Origin of the sequence: Rhizobium sp. H4 (assembly GCF_003013335.1) — a bacterium.
Classification (GTDB): domain Bacteria; phylum Pseudomonadota; class Alphaproteobacteria; order Rhizobiales; family Rhizobiaceae; genus Rhizobium; species Rhizobium sophoriradicis.
Window position 1 is genome coordinate 87,540 of record NZ_PSOW01000003.1, and the last position, 17,793, is coordinate 105,332.

General features: G+C 62.4%; 16 protein-coding genes. 14 read left to right on the forward strand and 2 right to left on the reverse strand.

Annotation, left to right across the window (positions count from 1 at the left end):
• The first annotated feature begins 16 nt into the window (after positions 1-16).
• A complete protein-coding gene (gene exoR, locus C4N04_RS05275) occupies positions 17-811 on the forward strand; it encodes an exopolysaccharide production regulator ExoR (protein WP_009996187.1) in 795 nt (264 codons plus the stop codon).
• Between the two features lie 61 nt (positions 812-872).
• Here exoR and xth read toward each other — a convergent pair whose 3' ends face one another.
• Together xth and erpA are read right to left on the reverse strand one after the other, a co-directional pair.
• Positions 873-1,664, reverse strand: coding sequence for an exodeoxyribonuclease III (gene xth / locus C4N04_RS05280; protein WP_039619369.1), 792 nt, complete (start codon positions 1,662-1,664; stop codon positions 873-875).
• Positions 1,665-1,789: 125 nt separating this feature from the next.
• Positions 1,790-2,122, reverse strand: coding sequence for an iron-sulfur cluster insertion protein ErpA (erpA, locus tag C4N04_RS05285; protein WP_009996185.1), 333 nt, complete (start codon positions 2,120-2,122; stop codon positions 1,790-1,792).
• A 218-nt stretch (positions 2,123-2,340) separates the two neighbouring features.
• Between erpA and C4N04_RS05290 the strand changes: the two genes are divergently transcribed.
• The 13 genes from C4N04_RS05290 (at position 2,341) to C4N04_RS05350 (ending at position 17,749) form a co-directional block, all read left to right on the forward strand.
• Positions 2,341-3,558, forward strand: coding sequence for a deoxyguanosinetriphosphate triphosphohydrolase (locus C4N04_RS05290; protein WP_077993968.1), 1,218 nt, complete (start codon positions 2,341-2,343; stop codon positions 3,556-3,558).
• A gap of 63 nt (positions 3,559-3,621) precedes the next feature.
• Positions 3,622-5,379, forward strand: a complete 1,758-nt coding sequence (gene argS, locus C4N04_RS05295; protein ID WP_106795559.1) for an arginine--tRNA ligase — start codon at positions 3,622-3,624, stop codon at positions 5,377-5,379.
• 61 nt (positions 5,380-5,440) lie between these two features.
• On the forward strand, positions 5,441-8,650 hold the full coding sequence (locus tag C4N04_RS05300) for an SPOR domain-containing protein (protein WP_077993965.1): 3,210 nt from the start codon (positions 5,441-5,443) through the stop codon (positions 8,648-8,650).
• 110 nt (positions 8,651-8,760) lie between these two features.
• Positions 8,761-9,774, forward strand: coding sequence for a beta-N-acetylhexosaminidase (gene nagZ, locus C4N04_RS05305; RefSeq protein ID WP_077994098.1), 1,014 nt, complete (start codon positions 8,761-8,763; stop codon positions 9,772-9,774).
• Between the two features lie 18 nt (positions 9,775-9,792).
• Positions 9,793-10,650 (forward strand): ScpA family protein, encoded by an 858-nt coding sequence (locus C4N04_RS05310; RefSeq protein ID WP_106795560.1) that lies wholly within the window; start codon positions 9,793-9,795, stop codon positions 10,648-10,650.
• The gene (scpB, locus tag C4N04_RS05315) at positions 10,647-11,351 is read left to right on the forward strand and encodes an SMC-Scp complex subunit ScpB (RefSeq protein ID WP_077993964.1); all 705 of its coding nucleotides are present in this window, start codon (positions 10,647-10,649) and stop codon (positions 11,349-11,351) included. The genes C4N04_RS05310 and scpB overlap by 4 nt, the downstream gene beginning before the upstream one ends.
• Positions 11,352-11,533: 182 nt before the next feature.
• Positions 11,534-11,725 carry a twin-arginine translocase TatA/TatE family subunit gene (locus C4N04_RS05320; RefSeq protein ID WP_009990121.1) on the forward strand — a complete coding sequence of 64 codons (192 nt, stop codon included), beginning with the start codon at positions 11,534-11,536 and terminating at the stop codon, positions 11,723-11,725.
• Positions 11,726-11,776: 51 nt separating this feature from the next.
• Complete coding sequence (gene tatB, locus C4N04_RS05325; protein ID WP_009990120.1) at positions 11,777-12,394, forward strand: Sec-independent protein translocase protein TatB; 618 nt, start codon at positions 11,777-11,779, stop codon at positions 12,392-12,394.
• Positions 12,391-13,218 (forward strand): twin-arginine translocase subunit TatC, encoded by an 828-nt coding sequence (gene tatC, locus C4N04_RS05330; protein ID WP_038688492.1) that lies wholly within the window; start codon positions 12,391-12,393, stop codon positions 13,216-13,218. The genes tatB and tatC overlap by 4 nt, the downstream gene beginning before the upstream one ends.
• A gap of 99 nt (positions 13,219-13,317) precedes the next feature.
• Complete coding sequence (gene serS, locus C4N04_RS05335) at positions 13,318-14,601, forward strand: serine--tRNA ligase (RefSeq protein WP_077993961.1); 1,284 nt, start codon at positions 13,318-13,320, stop codon at positions 14,599-14,601.
• A 4-nt stretch (positions 14,602-14,605) separates the two neighbouring features.
• Complete coding sequence (gene surE / locus C4N04_RS05340; RefSeq protein WP_106795561.1) at positions 14,606-15,379, forward strand: 5'/3'-nucleotidase SurE; 774 nt, start codon at positions 14,606-14,608, stop codon at positions 15,377-15,379.
• Positions 15,376-16,029 (forward strand): protein-L-isoaspartate(D-aspartate) O-methyltransferase, encoded by a 654-nt coding sequence (locus tag C4N04_RS05345; protein WP_077993958.1) that lies wholly within the window; start codon positions 15,376-15,378, stop codon positions 16,027-16,029. The genes surE and C4N04_RS05345 overlap by 4 nt, the downstream gene beginning before the upstream one ends.
• Positions 16,030-16,168: 139 nt before the next feature.
• Entirely contained in the window at positions 16,169-17,749 is a 1,581-nt protein-coding gene (locus C4N04_RS05350; protein WP_106795562.1) for a peptidoglycan DD-metalloendopeptidase family protein, read from the forward strand.
• Positions 17,750-17,793: the final 44 nt, after the last annotated feature.

Below are 17,793 nucleotides of genomic sequence, written 5' to 3' on the forward strand. Positions count from 1 at the left end.
AAAGAAATCGGTTGAAATGGTAACGTCCGAGTTCAAGTTGTTCAAATTCATGCTGATAGGCATAGGGATCGCGCTGGCAATGTCTGGCCCGGTTCGCGCTTTCGACATCAAAAGCGACGTCAGCAAGGAATCCGGTCCTTTCGACCTCTTCAAGTTCGGCTTCAAGGCCTACAAAAACGGACAGAAGGAGGAGGCGGTCGAAGCTTACAAATACGCCGCCGAAAAAGGCCATACCGGTTCACGCTGGGCGCTCGCCAATATGTATGCCGACGGCGACGGCGTCACCCAGGATGATTTCGAAGCCTTCAAGATCTACAGCGAGATTGCCCAGCAGGGTGTCGAACCCGGCTCGGAGGACACCGGCTTCTTCGTCAACGCGCTTCTCTCGCTCGCCAATTACTACAAGCACGGCATATCCGGCAGCCCGGTCAAGATCGATCTCACCCAGGCACGCCAGCTTTATTTCCAGGTGGCCTCCACTTTTGGCGTTCCCGAAGCGCAGTTCCAGCTGGCGCAGATGATGCTGGCCGGCGAGGGCGGCAATGCCAGCCCGCAGCAGGCGAAGAAATGGTTGAACCAGGCGCGCAAGAGTGGCCATCCCGGCGCCATGGCAATTTTCGGAAATATTCTCTTCGACGAAGGCCAGACGGCCCGCGGTCTCGCGCTGATGACCGCCGCTCTCGACCGCTGCAAGCCCAAGGACTGCGGCTGGATGGAAGCCCTGCAGGAGCAGGCTTTCTCGGTTGCGAACGAGGCCGACCGCCGCACGGCAGTATCGCTGTCGCACGCCATCGCGAGCGGCTCCGACTGAAGCCTGCGATGCAGCGCCCTGATACGCGCTTGCAATGACGCGGTGCTATGGGCTGCGAATGTCAGGCCGCAAAATCGAAATAGGCGATGACAGGCACGTGGTCGGACGGCTTTTCCCAGGCCCGCACATGTTTTTCGATCGCCGCCGACGTCATCCGGTCGGCAGCCTCCGGTGAGAGCAGCAGGTGGTCGATGCGGATGCCGTTGTTCTTCGGCCACGCACCTGCCTGATAGTCCCAGAAGGAATAGAGCCGCGTCGCGTCCGTCGTTGCGCGCACCGCATCCGTCAGCCCGAGATTTTCGAGCCTGCGGAATGCCTCCCGCGTCTGCGGCAGAAACAGCGCATCGTTTTCCCAGACCTTGGGGTCGAAGCAGTCGTGCGGCTCGGGGATGACGTTATAATCGCCGGCAAGCACCAGCATCTCCTCATAGGCGAGGCGCTCTGCGGCAAAGCTCCGCAGGCGTTCCATCCAGGCGAGCTTGTAGGGATATTTCTCCGTTTCGACGGGATTGCCGTTCGGCAAATAGATGCAGCAGACGCGCAGGATGCGCGTGTTCGGCAGCGTGAACACCGCCTCGAGGAAACGCGACTGTTCATCCAGCGCATCGCCGGGCAGGCCGCGGTTGACTTCGGAAGGCGAAGTCTTGGAGAGAATCGCCACACCATTGAAGCCCTTCTGGCCGTGCGTCTCGACGTGATAGCCGAGCGCCTCGATCTCCAGCCTGGGAAAACCTTCGTCGATCGTCTTGATCTCCTGCAGGCAGACTATATCAGGATCGGAATCCTTGAGCCATTGCGTCAGATTGTCGATGCGCGCCTTGACGCCGTTGATGTTCCAAGTCGCGATCTTCATCTCTTCGTCCTATTTCGCTGCGTGCGCTTCTTTTATCGTGGTCTTTCACAACAGGACAAGACGATAAACCGGCCGGAAGCGCTTCTTCGGCCGGTTCGTTCGCACAGCGAAATGTTTCTGGAAGGTCAGATCGAGAAGCTGGTGCCGCAGCCGCAGCTTGCCACCGCATTCGGGTTCTTGATCTGGAAGGATTGACCAAGCAGATTATCGACGAAGTCGATCTCGGAGCCAGCCATATAGACGAGCGACAGGCTGTCGATCAGCACTTTCGCGTCGTTCTTTTCGACGATGATGTCATCGTCGCCCGCGCTGTCGGCAAGGTCGAACTTATAGGAAAAGCCCGAACAGCCGCCGCCTTCGACCGAAACGCGCAACGCGCTCTTGCCGGCCTCCGCGCCGATGATCGCAGCGATACGCTTTGCCGCGGCATCTGAAAGGGTTACACTCGTATCCGTCATGTTTCCTCCTGCCGGGGTCAAGATCCGGAGAGAATGGGTTTTGGCACTGAAATGTTCAAATGCCTGATATCAAAAGAACTTACCATGATCTTCGCAAAAAGGCCATGATGTGCGAAACGGTCGGCGGGCGCCTTTGTCGTTTCGTCGGGCTATAGGTATGAACAGGGCAAAGCGGCGTCAATGGGCAGATGCGGCAACAGGCAGAATGACGGTGAAGAATGACGGTTGACAGGCGGGCTTTGGGTTTCGGCAACAGCGAAAGGGCGGTCTATGCGGCGGACCCCTGGACGACGCGCGGGCGCCTCTATCAGGAGGATGAAAGTCCGACGCGATCCGATTTTCAGCGCGACCGCGACCGCATCGTCCACACGACGGCTTTCCGCCGGCTGAAGCACAAGACCCAGGTCTTCATCGCCCAGGATGGCGATCACTACCGCACCCGGCTGACGCATACGATCGAGGTGGCGCAGATCGCCCGCGCGCTCGCCCGCGCCCTGAAACTTGACGAGGATCTGGCCGAGGGCGTGGCGCTCGTGCACGACTTCGGCCACACGCCGTTCGGCCATACCGGCGAGGACGCATTGCACGAGGTGCTGCTGCCCTATGGCGGCTTCGACCACAATGCCCAATCGCTGCGCATCGTGACCAAGCTGGAGCGGCGTTATGCCGAATTCGACGGCATCAACCTGACGTGGGAAAGTCTCGAAGGCCTCGTCAAGCACAATGGTCCGCTGCTGACGCCGGATGGTGTCGGCACACGCGGCCCGGTTCCGCAGCCGATCCTCGACTATTGCGAACTGCACGATCTCGAGCTTGCAACCTACGCCAGCCTCGAGGCCCAGGTCGCGGCGATTGCCGACGATATCGCCTATAATACCCACGATATCGATGACGGCCTGCGCTCCGGCTACCTGACTTTCGACATGCTTGAGGAAATCCCGTTTCTGGCCGGGCTGATGGCCGAGGTGAGGGCGCGATACCCGCATCTGGAGCCGAGCCGCTTCACTCACGAGATCATGCGCCGGCAGATCACCCGTATGGTCGAAGACGTGATCGGCGTCGCGCAACAGCGTCTTTCACTTCTTCGCCCTGAGAGCGCAGCCGACATTCGCGCTGCCGACCGGGTTATCGCCACCTTCTCCGACGCGATGGCCGAAACCGACAGGCAAATCAAGGCGATGCTCTTCAAACGCATCTACCGCAATCCCGATATCATGCGTATCCGCGCCGGCGCCGCCCAGATCGTCTCCGATCTTTTCGGTGCCTACATGGCCAGCCCCAAGGAGATGCAAAGCCATTACTGGGTCGATCATATCGCCGGCCTCGCCGATGCGCCGAAGGCTCGCCATGTCGGCGACTATTTGGCCGGCATGACCGACACCTATGCAATCAGTGCCCACAGGCGATTGTTTGACCACACTCCGGATTTGCGATAGGCAGCGGTCGCCCGCCGAAGGCCGATTTGCGCCTTTGGCACAGCCTATGCATGGAAGAGTGCGATGAACCTTTTTACCGACTTCGAAGCCAGGATCAAAACCGCCCTTGAACAGATCGATCTGGTCAGGGAAAAGCGATCCGAGCTCGATTTCGGCCGCATCACCGTCGAGCCGCCGCGCGATGCGAGCCATGGCGATGTTGCGACCAACGCCGCGATGGTCCTGGCAAAGCCGCTCGGGTCCAATCCTCGCGCGCTTGCCGATGTCATCATCGCCAAGCTCAAAGAGGATGCCGACGTCGCCGATGTCTCGGTCGCCGGTCCCGGCTTCATCAACATCCGTCTCGCCGTCGGTTATTGGCAGCGGCTGCTCGCCTCGATGATCGCCTCCGGCACCGACTACGGCCGCTCGACCCTCGGGGAGGGGCGCAAGGTCAACGTCGAATATGTCTCGGCCAATCCGACCGGGCCGATGCATGTCGGTCATTGCCGCGGCGCCGTCGTCGGCGATGCGCTCGCCAACCTGCTCGCCTTTGCCGGTTACGGCGTCGAGAAGGAATATTACATCAACGACGCCGGCTCGCAGATCGACGTGCTCGCCCGCTCGGTCTTCCTGCGTTATCGCGAAGCGCTCGGGGAACGGATCGGCGAAATCCCCTCGGGTCTCTATCCAGGCGATTATCTCGTGCCCGTCGGCCAGTCGCTTGCCGCCGATTACGGCGTGCGGCTGCATAACATGCCGGAAGAGCAATGGATGCCGATCGTCAAGGATCGCACCATCAGTGCGATGATGGTGATGATCCGGGAAGATCTGGCGGCGTTGAACGTCCATCACGATATCTTCTTCTCCGAACGCACGTTGCATGCCAATGGCGCCGCCGCGATCCGCACGGCGATCAATGACCTGACGTTCAAGGGTTACGTCTACAAGGGCACTCTGCCGCCGCCGAAGGGCCAGTTGCCTGAGGATTGGGAGGATCGCGAACAGACGCTGTTCCGCTCGACCGAGGTGGGCGACGACATGGACCGGCCGCTGATCAAGTCGGACGGCTCCTACACCTATTTCGCCGCCGATGTCGCCTACTTCAAGAACAAGTTCGACCGCGGTTTCGACGAGATGATCTATGTGCTCGGCGCCGACCACGGCGGTTACGTCAAGCGCCTGGAAGCGGTTGCGCGTGGTGTTTCGGACGGTAAGGCGAAGCTGACGGTGCTGCTTTGCCAACTGGTCAAGCTCTATCGCAACGGCGAGCCGGTGAAGATGTCGAAACGCTCGGGCGATTTCGTCACGCTTCGGGACGTGGTCGAGGAAGTCGGCCGTGATTCGGTCCGCTTCATGATGCTTTACCGCAAGAATTCCGAACCGCTGGACTTCGATTTCGCCAAAGTGACGGAACAGTCGAAGGACAATCCTGTTTTTTACGTGCAGTATGCGCATGCCCGCTGCATGTCGGTCTTCCGGCAGGCGAGGGAGGCTTTCCCAGGCCTCGATGTTTCGTCTGAAGATCTGGCGAAAGCCGTTGCTGGCATTGGCGATCCGGCCGAATTGCAGCTCGTCGCCAAGCTCGCCGAATTCCCGCGTGTGGTCGAAGCAGCGGCTCAATCGCAGGAGCCGCATCGCATCGCTTTTTACCTCTACGACCTCGCCAGTTCCTTCCACGCGCACTGGAACAAAGGTAAAGATCAGACGGAATTACGATTTGTTAATGATAAAAACCGAAAATCAAGTATTGCCAGACTAGGGCTGGTGTACGCCGTCGCGTCGGTTTTGAAGTCGGGACTTGCCATTACAGGCACTGCCGCACCTGACGAAATGCGATAACGTCACCATTTCCCCACAATGCGCTGGCATTTGAGCGTTGGCGTTTGCGAGTGGGAAAAGCATGGCTGAGAAACAACTTGCGTATGATACGCGCGGAAGAGACGATCTGTTTGCTGACGACGATCCGTTGGCCGAGCTTGCTCGTATCGTCGGCTTCGAACCGCGTGTTGCAGCAAATACGGTGACCGAAGCCGCACGGCGCGAGCCCGCCTTCGATCTCGAAGATGAGCTCGGGCGCGAATTCGACCGTTACGATTCGCCGCGTCCGCTCGCAGAGCTCGACCATCCGGCCGAGCCGATTTCCGACGAGGTTGCGCCCGAGGATTATGTCGAGCCCGTTCTCGATGCCTCTCCCGCTGTCGGACATGCCGAGATTTCCGAGCCGGTTTCCGTCGCCCCCGTTGTGGTCGAAGAAATAGCTGCCGCACCTGCCGCAAGCGGTGCAGACGAGCAGGCCGCCGCCTGGGCGGTTGCTCCTCAGCCGGTCTCCATCGATCCCGCTTTCGAGGCGCCGGTGCAATCGGCCTTCGGCGGTGCGCGCGACCTCATCGAAGAGCTCGAATTGTCGATCGGTGCGGCGCCGGTCTCTGCTGTGCCGCAGCCTGTCAAGGCGCCACAATGGTCGGCTGCCAGCATCCGGCTGCCGCTTGCCAATTTTCATGCGACCAAACGCGAGGAGCCGGTCGTTCAGCCGGAGCGGGTCGAGCCGGTGGCTGAACCGACCGCCGCAGCGCCGGCCGAGACGTCGCTTGCCGATCTTCCCGAGGTGGAGCCGGCGCCCGTGATCGAGGAGCCGGCGCCCGTCGCCGCTATTGAAGCTTCGGCCGCCGTCGAACCTCCCGAGGAGTTCGCATCCGTTTCTCCGTCGCTCGGCTTCCCCGCCGAACTCGATCGTCACGATGATGAGATGGTCGCGCCGGAAGAGATTGCAGAGGCAGAGGATTTTGTTGAGATCGAGGAGGACCTTCAGGAATTTAGGCCCGACGCCGGTTTCGATCTCATTGCCGCCGCCGTCGAAGGCGAGATCCAGGCCGATGCGGCGCTGACCGAGGTCGTGCCTGAAGTGCCGCATACTGCCGGCACGTTCGATCTCGACGATCTGCTCGCCGATGTCTCGCGTTATCCCGTGCCGCATCCGGTATTGCAGCGTACCAATCCGGTGCCTGTCACATCGCAGCCTGCCTCGATCGACGTCGCGCCCGTGGCTGCTGCCCCCGTGGCCGAAGCGCCCGTCCGGCCTGCGCCGGCCGAATCGGCTCCGGCCCATGCTGTCGAAGCCGTAAGGCCGATCGCGCCGCCGCCTACTGCGGTTGCCGCACCCCAGCCTGCCGCGCCGTCATATTCGCGGGCGCCGCAGCCGGTGCCGGAAGCCGACGACCCCTTCGCCGGCCACGATTTCGAGCTGGATCTTGCCGGCATCGAGCTGGAACTTTCCGATCTCGATTTCTCGGAAGCATCCGAACCCGCGCCGCAGCCAAAGCCGCAGGCGCCGGTCATCGCGCCTCAGCCGCAGGCGGTCGCTCCCGCACCCCAGCCGATGGTGCCTGCGCCCCAGCCGGAAATGCGCCCGATCGCCGCTGCCGCTCCACGACCCGCGCCGGCTTTCGTTCCCGAGCCGCCGGCCCCAGTTGCGGCTTTCAACTGGGCGCCGCCAGTCGCAGAATCGACTGAAGACCTGCCTTTCGATCCGGCGATGATCTCTGACCCGGAGGAACGTCCCGAAACCGTCGACGACATGCACGTGCCGGCGCTGCCGCCGGTCGAGCAACCTGCTCCGGTCGCGAAAACGGCAGACTTCGATTTCGATCTCGACGCGGAGATCGCGAGCTTCTTCGAACCGGCCAAGCCGCGGGAAATGCCGGCGTCGCCCCGGGATACCGCAGCCGCGGCCAAGCCGGTCAAGCCGACCATTGCCGACGGCCTCGACGATTTTGAACGGGCGCTGGAGGAGGATTTCCGCCGCAGCGTGCGCGAGCCGGTCGAGCGCCGCGAGACCTCCGAGGTCCGCATCGAGTCAGCAAGCCAGGCCGCCGATTTCAGCCGCGCCCGCTCGATGCGCCGGTTGCTAGCCGGGGCTGTCGTGCTCGTGGTCTTCGCCGGCGTCGGTTATGGCGTCTATTCCTCCGTCTGGAACGGCGAGGGACTTGGCATTGTCGCATCCGGCGAGCCGCGCGTGATCACCGCCGACAAGGAGCCGGTCAAGGTCGTTCCGGAAAATCCCGGCGGCAAGACCGTGCCCAACCAGGACAAGGCCGTTTATGATCGGGTTGCGGGTTCTGCCGAGGATCCGAAGCAGAAGGCGCTCGTGTCGTCCGACGAGGCGCCCGTCGATGTCGTCCAGCGGACACTGACACCGGAAGCGCTGCCCGAGGACGACGAGAACGCCGGCGCCGACGATCGGGTCACGCCGACTGCGGTCGGTGAGACGGAGGATCCGCGTCTGTTGCCGAACCAGGCGAACGCCGACGACGCGCCCGCAAGCAGCGCCGACAAGACGCCGTCCGTTTCGCCGCGCAAGGTCCGCACGATGATCGTCAAGCCTGACGGCACCCTGGTCGCCCGCGAGGAGATTGCGCCGCTCGATCAGCCGGAGCCGCCTGCACAGTCTGCCCAGACAACGCCGTCTGCCCAGCCGCCGGTCACCGCCCAGTCCGCGCCGTCGACCCCCGCCGTGCCGCCGGTCGGCGGAACGGCTGCAAGCTTCCCGGCAAGCGCCGAGGTTGCTTCCGCCGATTCGCGTTCGGCAGCACCTGTTGAAGCAGCGCCGGCTCAGCCGTCGCCTGCGGCAACTGCCGATGTGCAGCAGGAAAATCCCGCCCCGGTCGATGCGCCGGTACGGCCGGTCAAGACGACGGCGGTCGCCGATACGGCCCCGGTTCCGATCGCCCGCCCGGCCGATCAGCCCGTCAATGTCGTCGGCACCGTCACCGAAAGGGGCAATGTCCGCACGCCCGCGCAGCAGCCGAAGCCGACGCAGGTCGCCTCTGCCGCGCCGGCCGCCGCCCAGCCGCAGCAGGCCGCATCCACCGGCGGCTACGGCCTCCAGATCGCGTCCCTGCCGTCGGAGGACGAGGCCAACAAATCCTATGCCAACCTCTCGAAGAAATTCGCCGGGGTGCTGGGTGGCCGTGCTCACGAGATCCGCAGGGCCGATATCGCCGGCAAGGGCACTTTCTACCGTGTTCGCATCCCGGTCGGCTCCAAGGATGAGGCCGCAGCACTTTGCGAAAAGTATCGCGCAGCCGGTGGAAGCTGCCTGATCTCCAAATAAAATCAGGTCACAGAATTGTGAGAGCGGCGGGCCGATCGGCCCGCCGCTCTTTTTTGTGCATCGCGCCCGCGCTTGCTCGCATTTGGCCCGGGGCGGTCTATGATTCCCAAATGACCGAATCAAAAGCGATGATCCTGGGCTGCAGCGGCCTTGCCCTCACATCCGAAGAGAAAGCCTTCTACCGGGGCGAACGGCCCTGGGGCTTCATCCTTTTTGGGCGCAACATTTCCGAAGCTTCGCAGATTGCCGATCTTGTCGCCGAACTGCGCGACAGCGTCGGTTGGCATGCGCCGGTGCTGATCGACCAGGAGGGTGGTCGCGTCCAGCGCATCCGCCCGCCGGTCCTGCCGCGTTATCCATCGGGTCAGGCGCTCGGTGATCTTTATCGCCGCGACACAGCACTCGGCCTGCGCGCCGCCTGGGTGATGTCGCGGCTGCATGCTTTCGACCTTGCGCGGCTCGGCATCAATGTCGATTGCCTGCCGGTGCTCGACGTGCCGGTCGAAGGCAGCAGCAATGTCATCGGCGACCGCGCCTATGGCGGCGATCCCGGGACCGTCATCGCCATGGGCCGGGCGGCGGCCGAAGGGTTGAAGGCAGGCGGCCTGTTGCCTGTGATGAAACATATGCCCGGCCATGGTCGCGGTTTTGCCGATTCCCATCTGGAACTGCCTGTCGTCACCGTCTCGCGCGATGAGTTGGAAACCCATGATTTCCCGCCCTTTATCGCCATGAAGGACGAGCTGATGGCGATGACCTGCCACCTCGTCTTCACCGCCATCGACCCCGACAATCCGGCGACGACCTCACGCAAGGTGATCGACGGCGTTATCCGTCAGCATATCGGCTTTACCGGTCTGCTGCTTTCCGACGACAGCTCGATGAACGCTCTTTCCGGCACAATCGGCGAGCGTGCGGCGAATATCATTGCAGGCGGATGCGATATCGTGCTGCATTGCAATGGCAAGATGGACGAGATGCTGGATGTCGTGGCAAACGTTCCGCCGCTCGCCGGCGCGTCGCTTGCGCGCGCAAAAGCGGTAGAAGCAGGTTTTGCCGCGCCGGATACAGCCCATGAGGCTGAGTTGCGGGCGGAATTCGAGGCGATGTTTGCGATTGTCTGATCGCAGAGGAGCAGGTTGGTGAACACGGTCAAGGGCACGGAGCGTCCGCAGGCGGCAACGCCGATGGACAAGCTGTGGCAGGACAACGGCGCCGAGCGCGCCAGCCATGAGCCGGCGCTGGTGATCGACGTCGCCGGTTTCGAAGGTCCGCTTGACCTGTTGCTCTATCTCGCCCGCAACCAGAAGGTCGATCTGTCGCGCATTTCGGTGCTGGCGCTCGCCGAGCAATATCTGCAGTTCGTCGAGAGCGCCCGGCGCATCCGCATCGAACTTGCCGCCGATTATCTCGTCATGGCGGCCTGGCTTGCCTATCTCAAGTCTCGCCTGCTCATTCCCCAGCAGGTCAAGGATGACGGCCCCTCGGGCGAGGAGATGGCGGCAACGCTCGCCTTCCGTCTGAAACGTCTCGAAGCCATGCGCCAGGCGGCCGAAGGCCTCGTCAACCGTAACCGCCTCGGCCGCGATATTTTTGCGCGCGGCGCGCCTGAGCATATTCCCGACCGGCAGCAGTCGGCTTATGCGGCCAGCCTCTACGATCTCCTGACCGCCTATGCGGCGCTGCGCCAGCGCCACGCCATCACCCAAGTGACGATCGAGAGGCGCAATGTCTGGTCGTTGACCGATGCCCGCGAGCTACTGACCCAGATGATCGGCGAGGTCGGGGACTGGACGGCGATGGAGCACTATCTGCTGCGTTATCTCGCGGCGCCCGAGAAACGTGTTACCGCCATCGCCAGCGCCTTTGCCGCTTCGCTGGAACTGGTGCGCGAGGGCAAGCTCGAAATCCGCCAAGACGGCGCCTTTCAGCCGATCTATATGCGCCGAGGCCCGAAACATGCGACGCTGCAGGTGGTGGAACAGGAGCGGCCGGCTTGATCGATCTGAAGGGCGACGAGGATTTCGAGGACGAGGGCCGCGATCTGCAGGCCGCGATCGAGGCCGAGCGCATCGCCGAGGCGCTGGTCTTCGCCTCATCGCAGCCGGTCCCCGAAGCTTTCCTCGCCGAGCGCCTGCCTGAGAAAGTCGATGTGCGGGCGATCATGCTGCGCCTGAAGGCGCAATATGCGCCGCGCGGCGTCAACCTCGTGCAGGTGGAGGGAGCCTGGGCCTTCCGGACTGCCGCCGATCTCTCCTTCGTCATCCGCCGCGATGAAAACGAGGTGAAAAAGCTTTCGCGCGCCGCCCTGGAAGTGCTTGCAATTATCGCTTATCACCAGCCGGTGACGCGCGCCGAAATCGAGGATATCCGCGGCGTGCAGACTTCGCGCGGCACGCTCGACGTGCTGATGGAAGCGGGCTGGGTGCGGTTTCGAGGCCGCCGGCGCACGCCGGGCCGGCCGGTTACATTGGGCACCACGCGGGATTTTCTCGACCATTTCGGCCTCGAGGAATTGCGCGATCTGCCCGGTCTCGAAGAATTAAAGGGAGCAGGCCTGCTCTCGGGCCGCATTCCGGCGAATTTCAATATTCCCTCGCCATTGATGAACGACGAGCTGAGCGAGGACGAAGACCCCATTACCCAGATGGATCTCGAAGAACTTGGGTTGCTTGCCCCGCGTTCTACGTCCGAAGATTGAAGGACTTCCTCTTGCTTTTGCCATGCTTGACGAAAACAATGGTGCTCACCATTTTTCGGCGGTTCTGTGGCTTGTCACAAAGGGCGATACCGTGACATTAAGCGCAGTTCGAAGGGCTTGATGTTGGAAACGGTGTGGGAAATCCTTACATCGAGGGAACATCACAACAGGGAGTAAGCGTAATGGGTTCTTTTGGCATCTGGCACTGGCTGATCGTTCTGGTCGTCGTGCTGTTGTTGTTCGGTCGCGGCAAGATCCCGGAACTGATGGGCGATGTCGCCAAGGGCATCAAGAGTTTCAAGAAGGGCATGACGGACGAAGACGCGCCGGAAACGGCAAAGACCGTCGATCACAAGGCCGACGAAACGAAGTAACCAAGTCCGGGAAAAAGCGCCGCCCCCGCGCTTCCCGTCCAGGAGCCTTGCATGTTCGATATTGGTTGGACCGAGCTTTTGGTCATCGCGGTCGTGCTGATCGTCGTTGTCGGTCCCAAGGATTTGCCGCCGATGCTGCGCGCTTTCGGCAAGATGACGCAGCGCGCCCGCAAGGTGGCGGGTGACTTCCGTGCGCAGTTCGATGAGGCGTTGCGTGAAGCCGAGCTTGACGATGTCCGCCAGACCATCGGCGACGCCCAGAAGCTCAACCCGGTCAACAGTCTGCGCGAGGCAATGAACCCCCTTCGTCAGATGGGTAACGAGATCAAGGCCGATCTGCAGAAGGCAAGCACACCTCCTCAGAACAAGACCGAAGTGCCGCCGACTGCGGCTTCGGCCCCGGCGCCTTCGATGAGCCTGCCGGAAACGCCGCCACTGGTGCCGACACCGGCGCCGACGCCGGAACCCGTCGCCGCAGCGGCCGTCCAGGCCGACACGATTGCCGCCAAGCCGAAGGCTCCGAGGAAGCCGCGCGGCAAGGCCGCTGATAAGGCCGATGCCGTCGCGGCCACTGCAGCGCAGGTGGAAAAGCCGAAGCGCGCGACGGCAACCAGGAAGCCCGCAACGCCGAAAACGCCGGCGCAGACTGAGAAGAAGGACGAGGCATGAGCGGTGATATCGAAGACAAGCCGCAGCCGTTGATCGAGCACCTGATGGAGCTGCGCACGCGGCTTATGTGGTCGATCGGCGCGTTCTTCATCGCCTTCGTCGTGTGCTTCTTTTTCGCCAAGCACATCTTCAACTATCTGGTCTATCCCTATAAGCTCGCCGTCAGCTGGGCCAACCTCGATGTCGAGAAGGCGCAGCTCATCTACACCGCGCCGCAGGAATTCTTCTTCACGCAGGTCAAGGTCGCCATGTTCGGTGGCCTTGTGATCGCTTTTCCGATCATCGCCGCCCAGATCTACAAGTTTGTCGCTCCAGGCCTCTATAAGAATGAACGGGCGGCCTTCCTTCCGTTCCTGATCGCTTCCCCACTTCTGTTCCTCTTGGGCGCCGCGCTGGTCTATTTTTTCTTCACGCCGATGGTCATGTGGTTTTTCCTGTCGATGCAGCAAGCGCCGGGCCATGACGAGGTAGCGATCTCGCTTCTGCCGAAGGTCTCGGAATATCTGAGTCTGATCATGACGCTGGTCTTCTCCTTCGGCCTCGTCTTCCAGCTGCCTGTTGTCACGACACTGCTTGCCCGTGTCGGCCTGCTGACGTCGGAATGGCTCGCCGAAAAGCGTAAATTCGCCATCGTGCTGGCCTTTGTCGTCGCTGCCGTGCTGACGCCGCCGGACCCCTTATCCCAGATCGGCCTTGCGATACCGGCGATCCTTCTCTACGAGATTGCCATCTATGCGGCGCGACTCGTGGAGCGCCAGCGTGCCCGGCAGGCGGTCGAGAAGGAAACCGGATCCGCAGACGTTGCCAAGACGGACAGCGTCTGAAGCGGCGATCCGGCAATCCTTTCATGAGCGCCGTCCCATCCGGTCGAAGCCGATCAGGCTTTGGCCGGGTCACTTCTGTTGCAACGACCTGGAACGACGATGCTCGATATCAAATGGATCCGTGAGAATCCCAAAGCGCTCGATGCCGCCCTTGCCAAGCGCGGTGCGGAGCCTCTTGCGCAAAGCCTCATTTCCCTCGATGAAAAGCGCCGCTCCGCCGTGCAGAAGGCGCAGGACCTGCTGTCCCGCCGCAATCTCGCCTCCAAGGAGATCGGCGCGGCGCTGTCCCAGAAGAACGGCGAACTCGCCGAGAAGCTGAAGGCCGAGGTCGCCGAGCTGAAGACGTTGCTGCCGATGGTCGAGGAAGAGGACCGGCAGCTGACGGCCGAGCTCAACGACGCGCTCTCGCGCATCCCGAACGTGCCTTTCGACGACGTCCCGGTCGGCAAGGACGAGCATGACAATGTCGTCACCCGCACCGTCGGCGAAAAGCCGCGCTGGAACCACACGCCGAAGGAGCACTTCGAAATCGGCGAGGCGCTCGGCTATATGGACTTCGACCGCGCCGCCAAGCTCTCCGGCTCGCGCTTCACGGTGCTGACCGGGCCGCTCGCCAGGCTCGAGCGCGCGCTCGGCCAGTTCATGATCGATCTCCACACCCGCGAGCACGGTTATACCGAAGTAAGCTCGCCGCTGATGGTTCGGGCTGAAGCGGTGTTCGGCACCGGCAGCCTGCCGAAGTTCGAAGAGGATCTCTTCAAGACGACGGATGGCCGCTATCTCATTCCGACGGCGGAGGTGACGCTGACCAATCTGGTGCGCGAGGAGATCCTCGACCAGGAAGAGCTGCCGCTGCGCTTTACCGCGCTGACGCCGTCCTTCCGCTCGGAAGCGGGCTCGGCCGGCCGCGACACGCGTGGCATGCTGCGCCAGCACCAGTTCTGGAAATGCGAGCTCGTTTCGATTACCGACGCCGAGAGCGCCATCGCCGAGCATGAAAGGATGACCGCCTGCGCCGAAGAAGTGCTAAAGCGTCTCGGCCTGCACTTCCGCACCATGACCCTTTGCACCGGCGACATGGGCTTCGGTTCGCGCAAGACCTACGATCTGGAAGTCTGGCTGCCGGGACAGAACACCTTCCGCGAAATCTCCTCCTGCTCGGTCTGCGGCGATTTCCAGGCCCGTCGCATGAACGCGCGCTATCGCGGCAAGGATGACAAGACCAACAGGTTCGTCCACACGCTGAACGGCTCCGGCACGGCCGTCGGCCGCTGCCTGATCGCCGTGCTTGAAAATTATTTGAACGAGGACGGTTCGGTCACGATTCCGGACGTTTTGCTGCCTTATATGGGCGGATTGACCAAGATCGAACGGGCGGCCTGAGGCGATGCGCATCCTGCTTACGAATGACGACGGCATTCACGCAGAGGGCCTGGCCGCACTGGAGCGGATCGCCCGCACGCTGTCCGACGATGTCTGGATCGTGGCGCCCGAGACCGACCAGAGCGGTCTTGCCCATTCGCTGAGCCTGTCCGAACCTCTGCGGCTGCGCAAGATTTCCGACAAGCATTTCGCCTTGCGCGGCACGCCGACCGATTGCGTCATCATGGGTATCCGCCAGGTGATGGACATCAAGCCCGATCTCGTTCTATCCGGCGTCAATTCGGGTTCGAACGTTGCCGACGATGTGACCTATTCCGGTACGATCGCCGGTGCCATCGAAGGCACGATGCAGGGCGTGCGCTCCTTCGCGCTCAGCCAAGCCTATCTCTATGAGGATGGCGCACGCATCGTGCCCTGGGAAGTCTGCGAGGCACATGCCCCGGCTCTTCTGGAAAAGCTGATGGGTCTGGACTTGCCGGAGGGCACGTTCCTCAATCTCAACTTCCCGAACTGCCGTCCCGATGAGGTCGATGGCGCCGAAGTGACCATGCAAGGCAAGCTCGCCTTCAATCTGCAGGTCGGTGCCCGCTCCGACGGCCGGGGCTTTCCCTATTACTGGCTGAAGTTCGGCGAACGCGCCGGCGCCTTCATCGAAGGTACCGATATTCACGCCCTCAAGCATAACAAGATTTCGGTAACGCCTTTGAAACTGGATCTGACCGATTATTCCGTGACGGACCGCGTGGCGCGGGCCCTGGGATACGGAGCACAGGTTTGACGGCAAGACTGGCGGAGAAGGAGGGCTTTGCGGCGCTCGTCCTCAGATTGCGTGCCGAAGGTATCTCCGACCTCGATCTGCTGACGGCGGTCGAGCAGACGCCGCGCTCGCAGTTCGTGCCGGCGCAATTTTCCGACAATGCCTATTCGAGCCGAACGATCCCGATCGAATGCGGATCCTTCCTCGAAGGCATCGATTTTGCGGTCCGCATCCTGCATCACCTGAAGCTCAAGCCGGGCCAGCGGGTCCTGGAAATCGGCACCGGCAGCGGCTTCACCGCCGCCGTCATGGGGCGCCTGGCCGAGCGTGTGCTGTCGATCGACCGCTACAAGACGCTGACATCGGCAGCGCAGCGGCGCATGGAATGGCTTGGCCTGCGCAACGTCGTCATCCGCCATGCCGACGGCAGCGCCGGCATGCAGGGCGAGGGCACCTTCGACCGTATCCTGGTGACGGCGGCGTTCAATGCGATGCCGCGCTTTTATACCGACCAGCTCGTTTCCGGCGGTTCGATGATCGCGCCGCTGATGATTTCCGAAAACGAATGTCGCATGGTGCGGCTGACGAAAACCGGCAGCCGTTTCGAACGCGAGGAACTGTTCGAAGCCCCTTATCTGCCGATCGTTCCGCGTCTTGCCTCGCTGCTGTAGGCACTGCGATTTTTCACCCGTAAGCTATGGTTATCAACTCCTCAAAAATATCGCACTGATTCCAGCATCTTAACCGCGTGGTAATACTAACGCGTTTTAATAGACTCACAAATGGTTGCGTTCTCAGTGGGTCGAGTCAATGCGTTTCAGTCTTTCGCCAAAGTTCGGTAAGTCGGCCGGTAATCTTCTGGTTGTGGGCCTGCTGGCGAGTGCCGCAACGGGCTGCAGTTCCGATGTGACACGGTTTGGCAGTTTGTTTTCCTCCTCCGGTCAGGATCAGATCACCACAAGTTCCATTCCGCGCCGGGGCGGCGTCCAGGGCGATCCGGTGCCGCGTGCCGATCTCGGCGGTACGGCCCTCGCCAGCCAGCCCGGTTACGGCGGCAACAATGCGCCGAACCAGCCCTATCCGGTAAACCCGGGCTACGAGCCGGTCCGTCCATCGAGCGCACGTCTGGCTTCCTCGCCGGTCTCGATACAGCGTTCCGAGCTTGCCGCGCCGACCGCTGCCGCGCCATCCCGTCAGCGGGAAAAGGAAGTGGCGCTCGCCCAGCCGTTCCCAGCTTCGCCACGGGCTGAAAAACCGCGGCTGGTGGCGCCGAAGGCGGCGCCCGATTCGCTGACGACCGGCACGACGCCGAAGATTTCCGGCTGGTCGGCGACCAATGCGCCTTCCGTGACACTGCGTCCGGGCGAAAACATCGCCACGCTGTCCAGACGTTTCGGCGTTCCGGAAAAGGAAATCCTGCGCGTCAACAATCTGAAGACGGCCTCTGCCGCCCAACCCGGCCAGGCGATCCTGATACCGACTTTCAATGGCGGCAATGCCGCCAAGGCGGCATCGCAGGCGGCCGACCTTTCCAAGCCCGGCAATATGCCGGGACCGGCCAAGGCGCCGGAGCAGAAGGTCGCCGTCGTCCCGGGCGCCAATTCCGCGCGTGACAAGACCATGGCGAGCGCCGATCCGACCGGCAAGCTTCCCGCCGGCGCGGGCAAGGATCCGAAGGCGCCTGCCGGCACTTATGTCGTCAAGCAGGGCGATTCGCTGGCAAAGATTGCCAAGGCGACCGGCGCCAATATCGACGATCTCAAGGCCGCCAACAATATTTCGGCGAGCTCGCTGCGTGTCGGCCAGGCCCTGAAGATTCCGAACGGCAAAGCCGACACGATCAAGACCGCCTCGATCCCGGCTGAAAAGGTCGAGTCGAAGCCGGTCGAGCCCGCGCCTGCCCAGCAGACGGCGTCCGTTCAGCCCGCACCCTATAAGGCGCCGGCCGCCACCCAGACCCTCGACGAGGTCGAGAAGAAGGCCGATGTCAGCGCCGACGCGCCGGAATCCACCGGCATCGGCAAGTATCGCTGGCCGGTGCGCGGCCAGGTCATTGCCGCCTATGGCGCCAACGTCAATGGCAACCGCAACGACGGCATCGATATCTCGGTACCGCAGGGTACGCCGATCAAGGCGGCCGAAAACGGCGTCGTCATCTATGCCGGCAACGGCCTGAAGGAACTCGGCAACACGGTTCTCGTCCGTCACGACGACGGCACCGTCACCGTCTACGGCAATGCCGACACGCTGAGCGTTGCCCGCGGCCAGAAGATCCAGCGCGGTCAGACCGTCGCGGTCTCCGGCATGAGCGGCGACGTCAAGCAGCCGCAGGTCCATTTCGAGGTGCGCAAGGACGCGTCACCGGTCAACCCGATGACTTTCCTGGAATAGGTACAGCGTACCAGGAAGCGCAAAAGCCCGGCCAACCGCCGGGC

What these genes read in the sequence shown, in the direction of transcription:
- exoR (WP_009996187.1), top strand. Translation starts at nt 17, where the DNA reads ATGGTAACGTCCGAGTTCAAGTTGTTCAAATTCATGCTGATAGGCATA.
- xth (WP_039619369.1), bottom strand. Translation starts at nt 1,664, where the DNA reads ATGAAGATCGCGACTTGGAACATCAACGGCGTCAAGGCGCGCATCGAC.
- erpA (WP_009996185.1), bottom strand. Translation starts at nt 2,122, where the DNA reads ATGACGGATACGAGTGTAACCCTTTCAGATGCCGCGGCAAAGCGTATC.
- C4N04_RS05290 (WP_077993968.1), top strand. Translation starts at nt 2,341, where the DNA reads ATGACGGTTGACAGGCGGGCTTTGGGTTTCGGCAACAGCGAAAGGGCG.
- argS (WP_106795559.1), top strand. Translation starts at nt 3,622, where the DNA reads ATGAACCTTTTTACCGACTTCGAAGCCAGGATCAAAACCGCCCTTGAA.
- C4N04_RS05300 (WP_077993965.1), top strand. Translation starts at nt 5,441, where the DNA reads ATGGCTGAGAAACAACTTGCGTATGATACGCGCGGAAGAGACGATCTG.
- nagZ (WP_077994098.1), top strand. Translation starts at nt 8,761, where the DNA reads ATGACCGAATCAAAAGCGATGATCCTGGGCTGCAGCGGCCTTGCCCTC.
- C4N04_RS05320 (WP_009990121.1), top strand. Translation starts at nt 11,534, where the DNA reads ATGGGTTCTTTTGGCATCTGGCACTGGCTGATCGTTCTGGTCGTCGTG.
- tatB (WP_009990120.1), top strand. Translation starts at nt 11,777, where the DNA reads ATGTTCGATATTGGTTGGACCGAGCTTTTGGTCATCGCGGTCGTGCTG.
- tatC (WP_038688492.1), top strand. Translation starts at nt 12,391, where the DNA reads ATGAGCGGTGATATCGAAGACAAGCCGCAGCCGTTGATCGAGCACCTG.
- serS (WP_077993961.1), top strand. Translation starts at nt 13,318, where the DNA reads ATGCTCGATATCAAATGGATCCGTGAGAATCCCAAAGCGCTCGATGCC.
- surE (WP_106795561.1), top strand. Translation starts at nt 14,606, where the DNA reads ATGCGCATCCTGCTTACGAATGACGACGGCATTCACGCAGAGGGCCTG.
- C4N04_RS05350 (WP_106795562.1), top strand. Translation starts at nt 16,169, where the DNA reads ATGCGTTTCAGTCTTTCGCCAAAGTTCGGTAAGTCGGCCGGTAATCTT.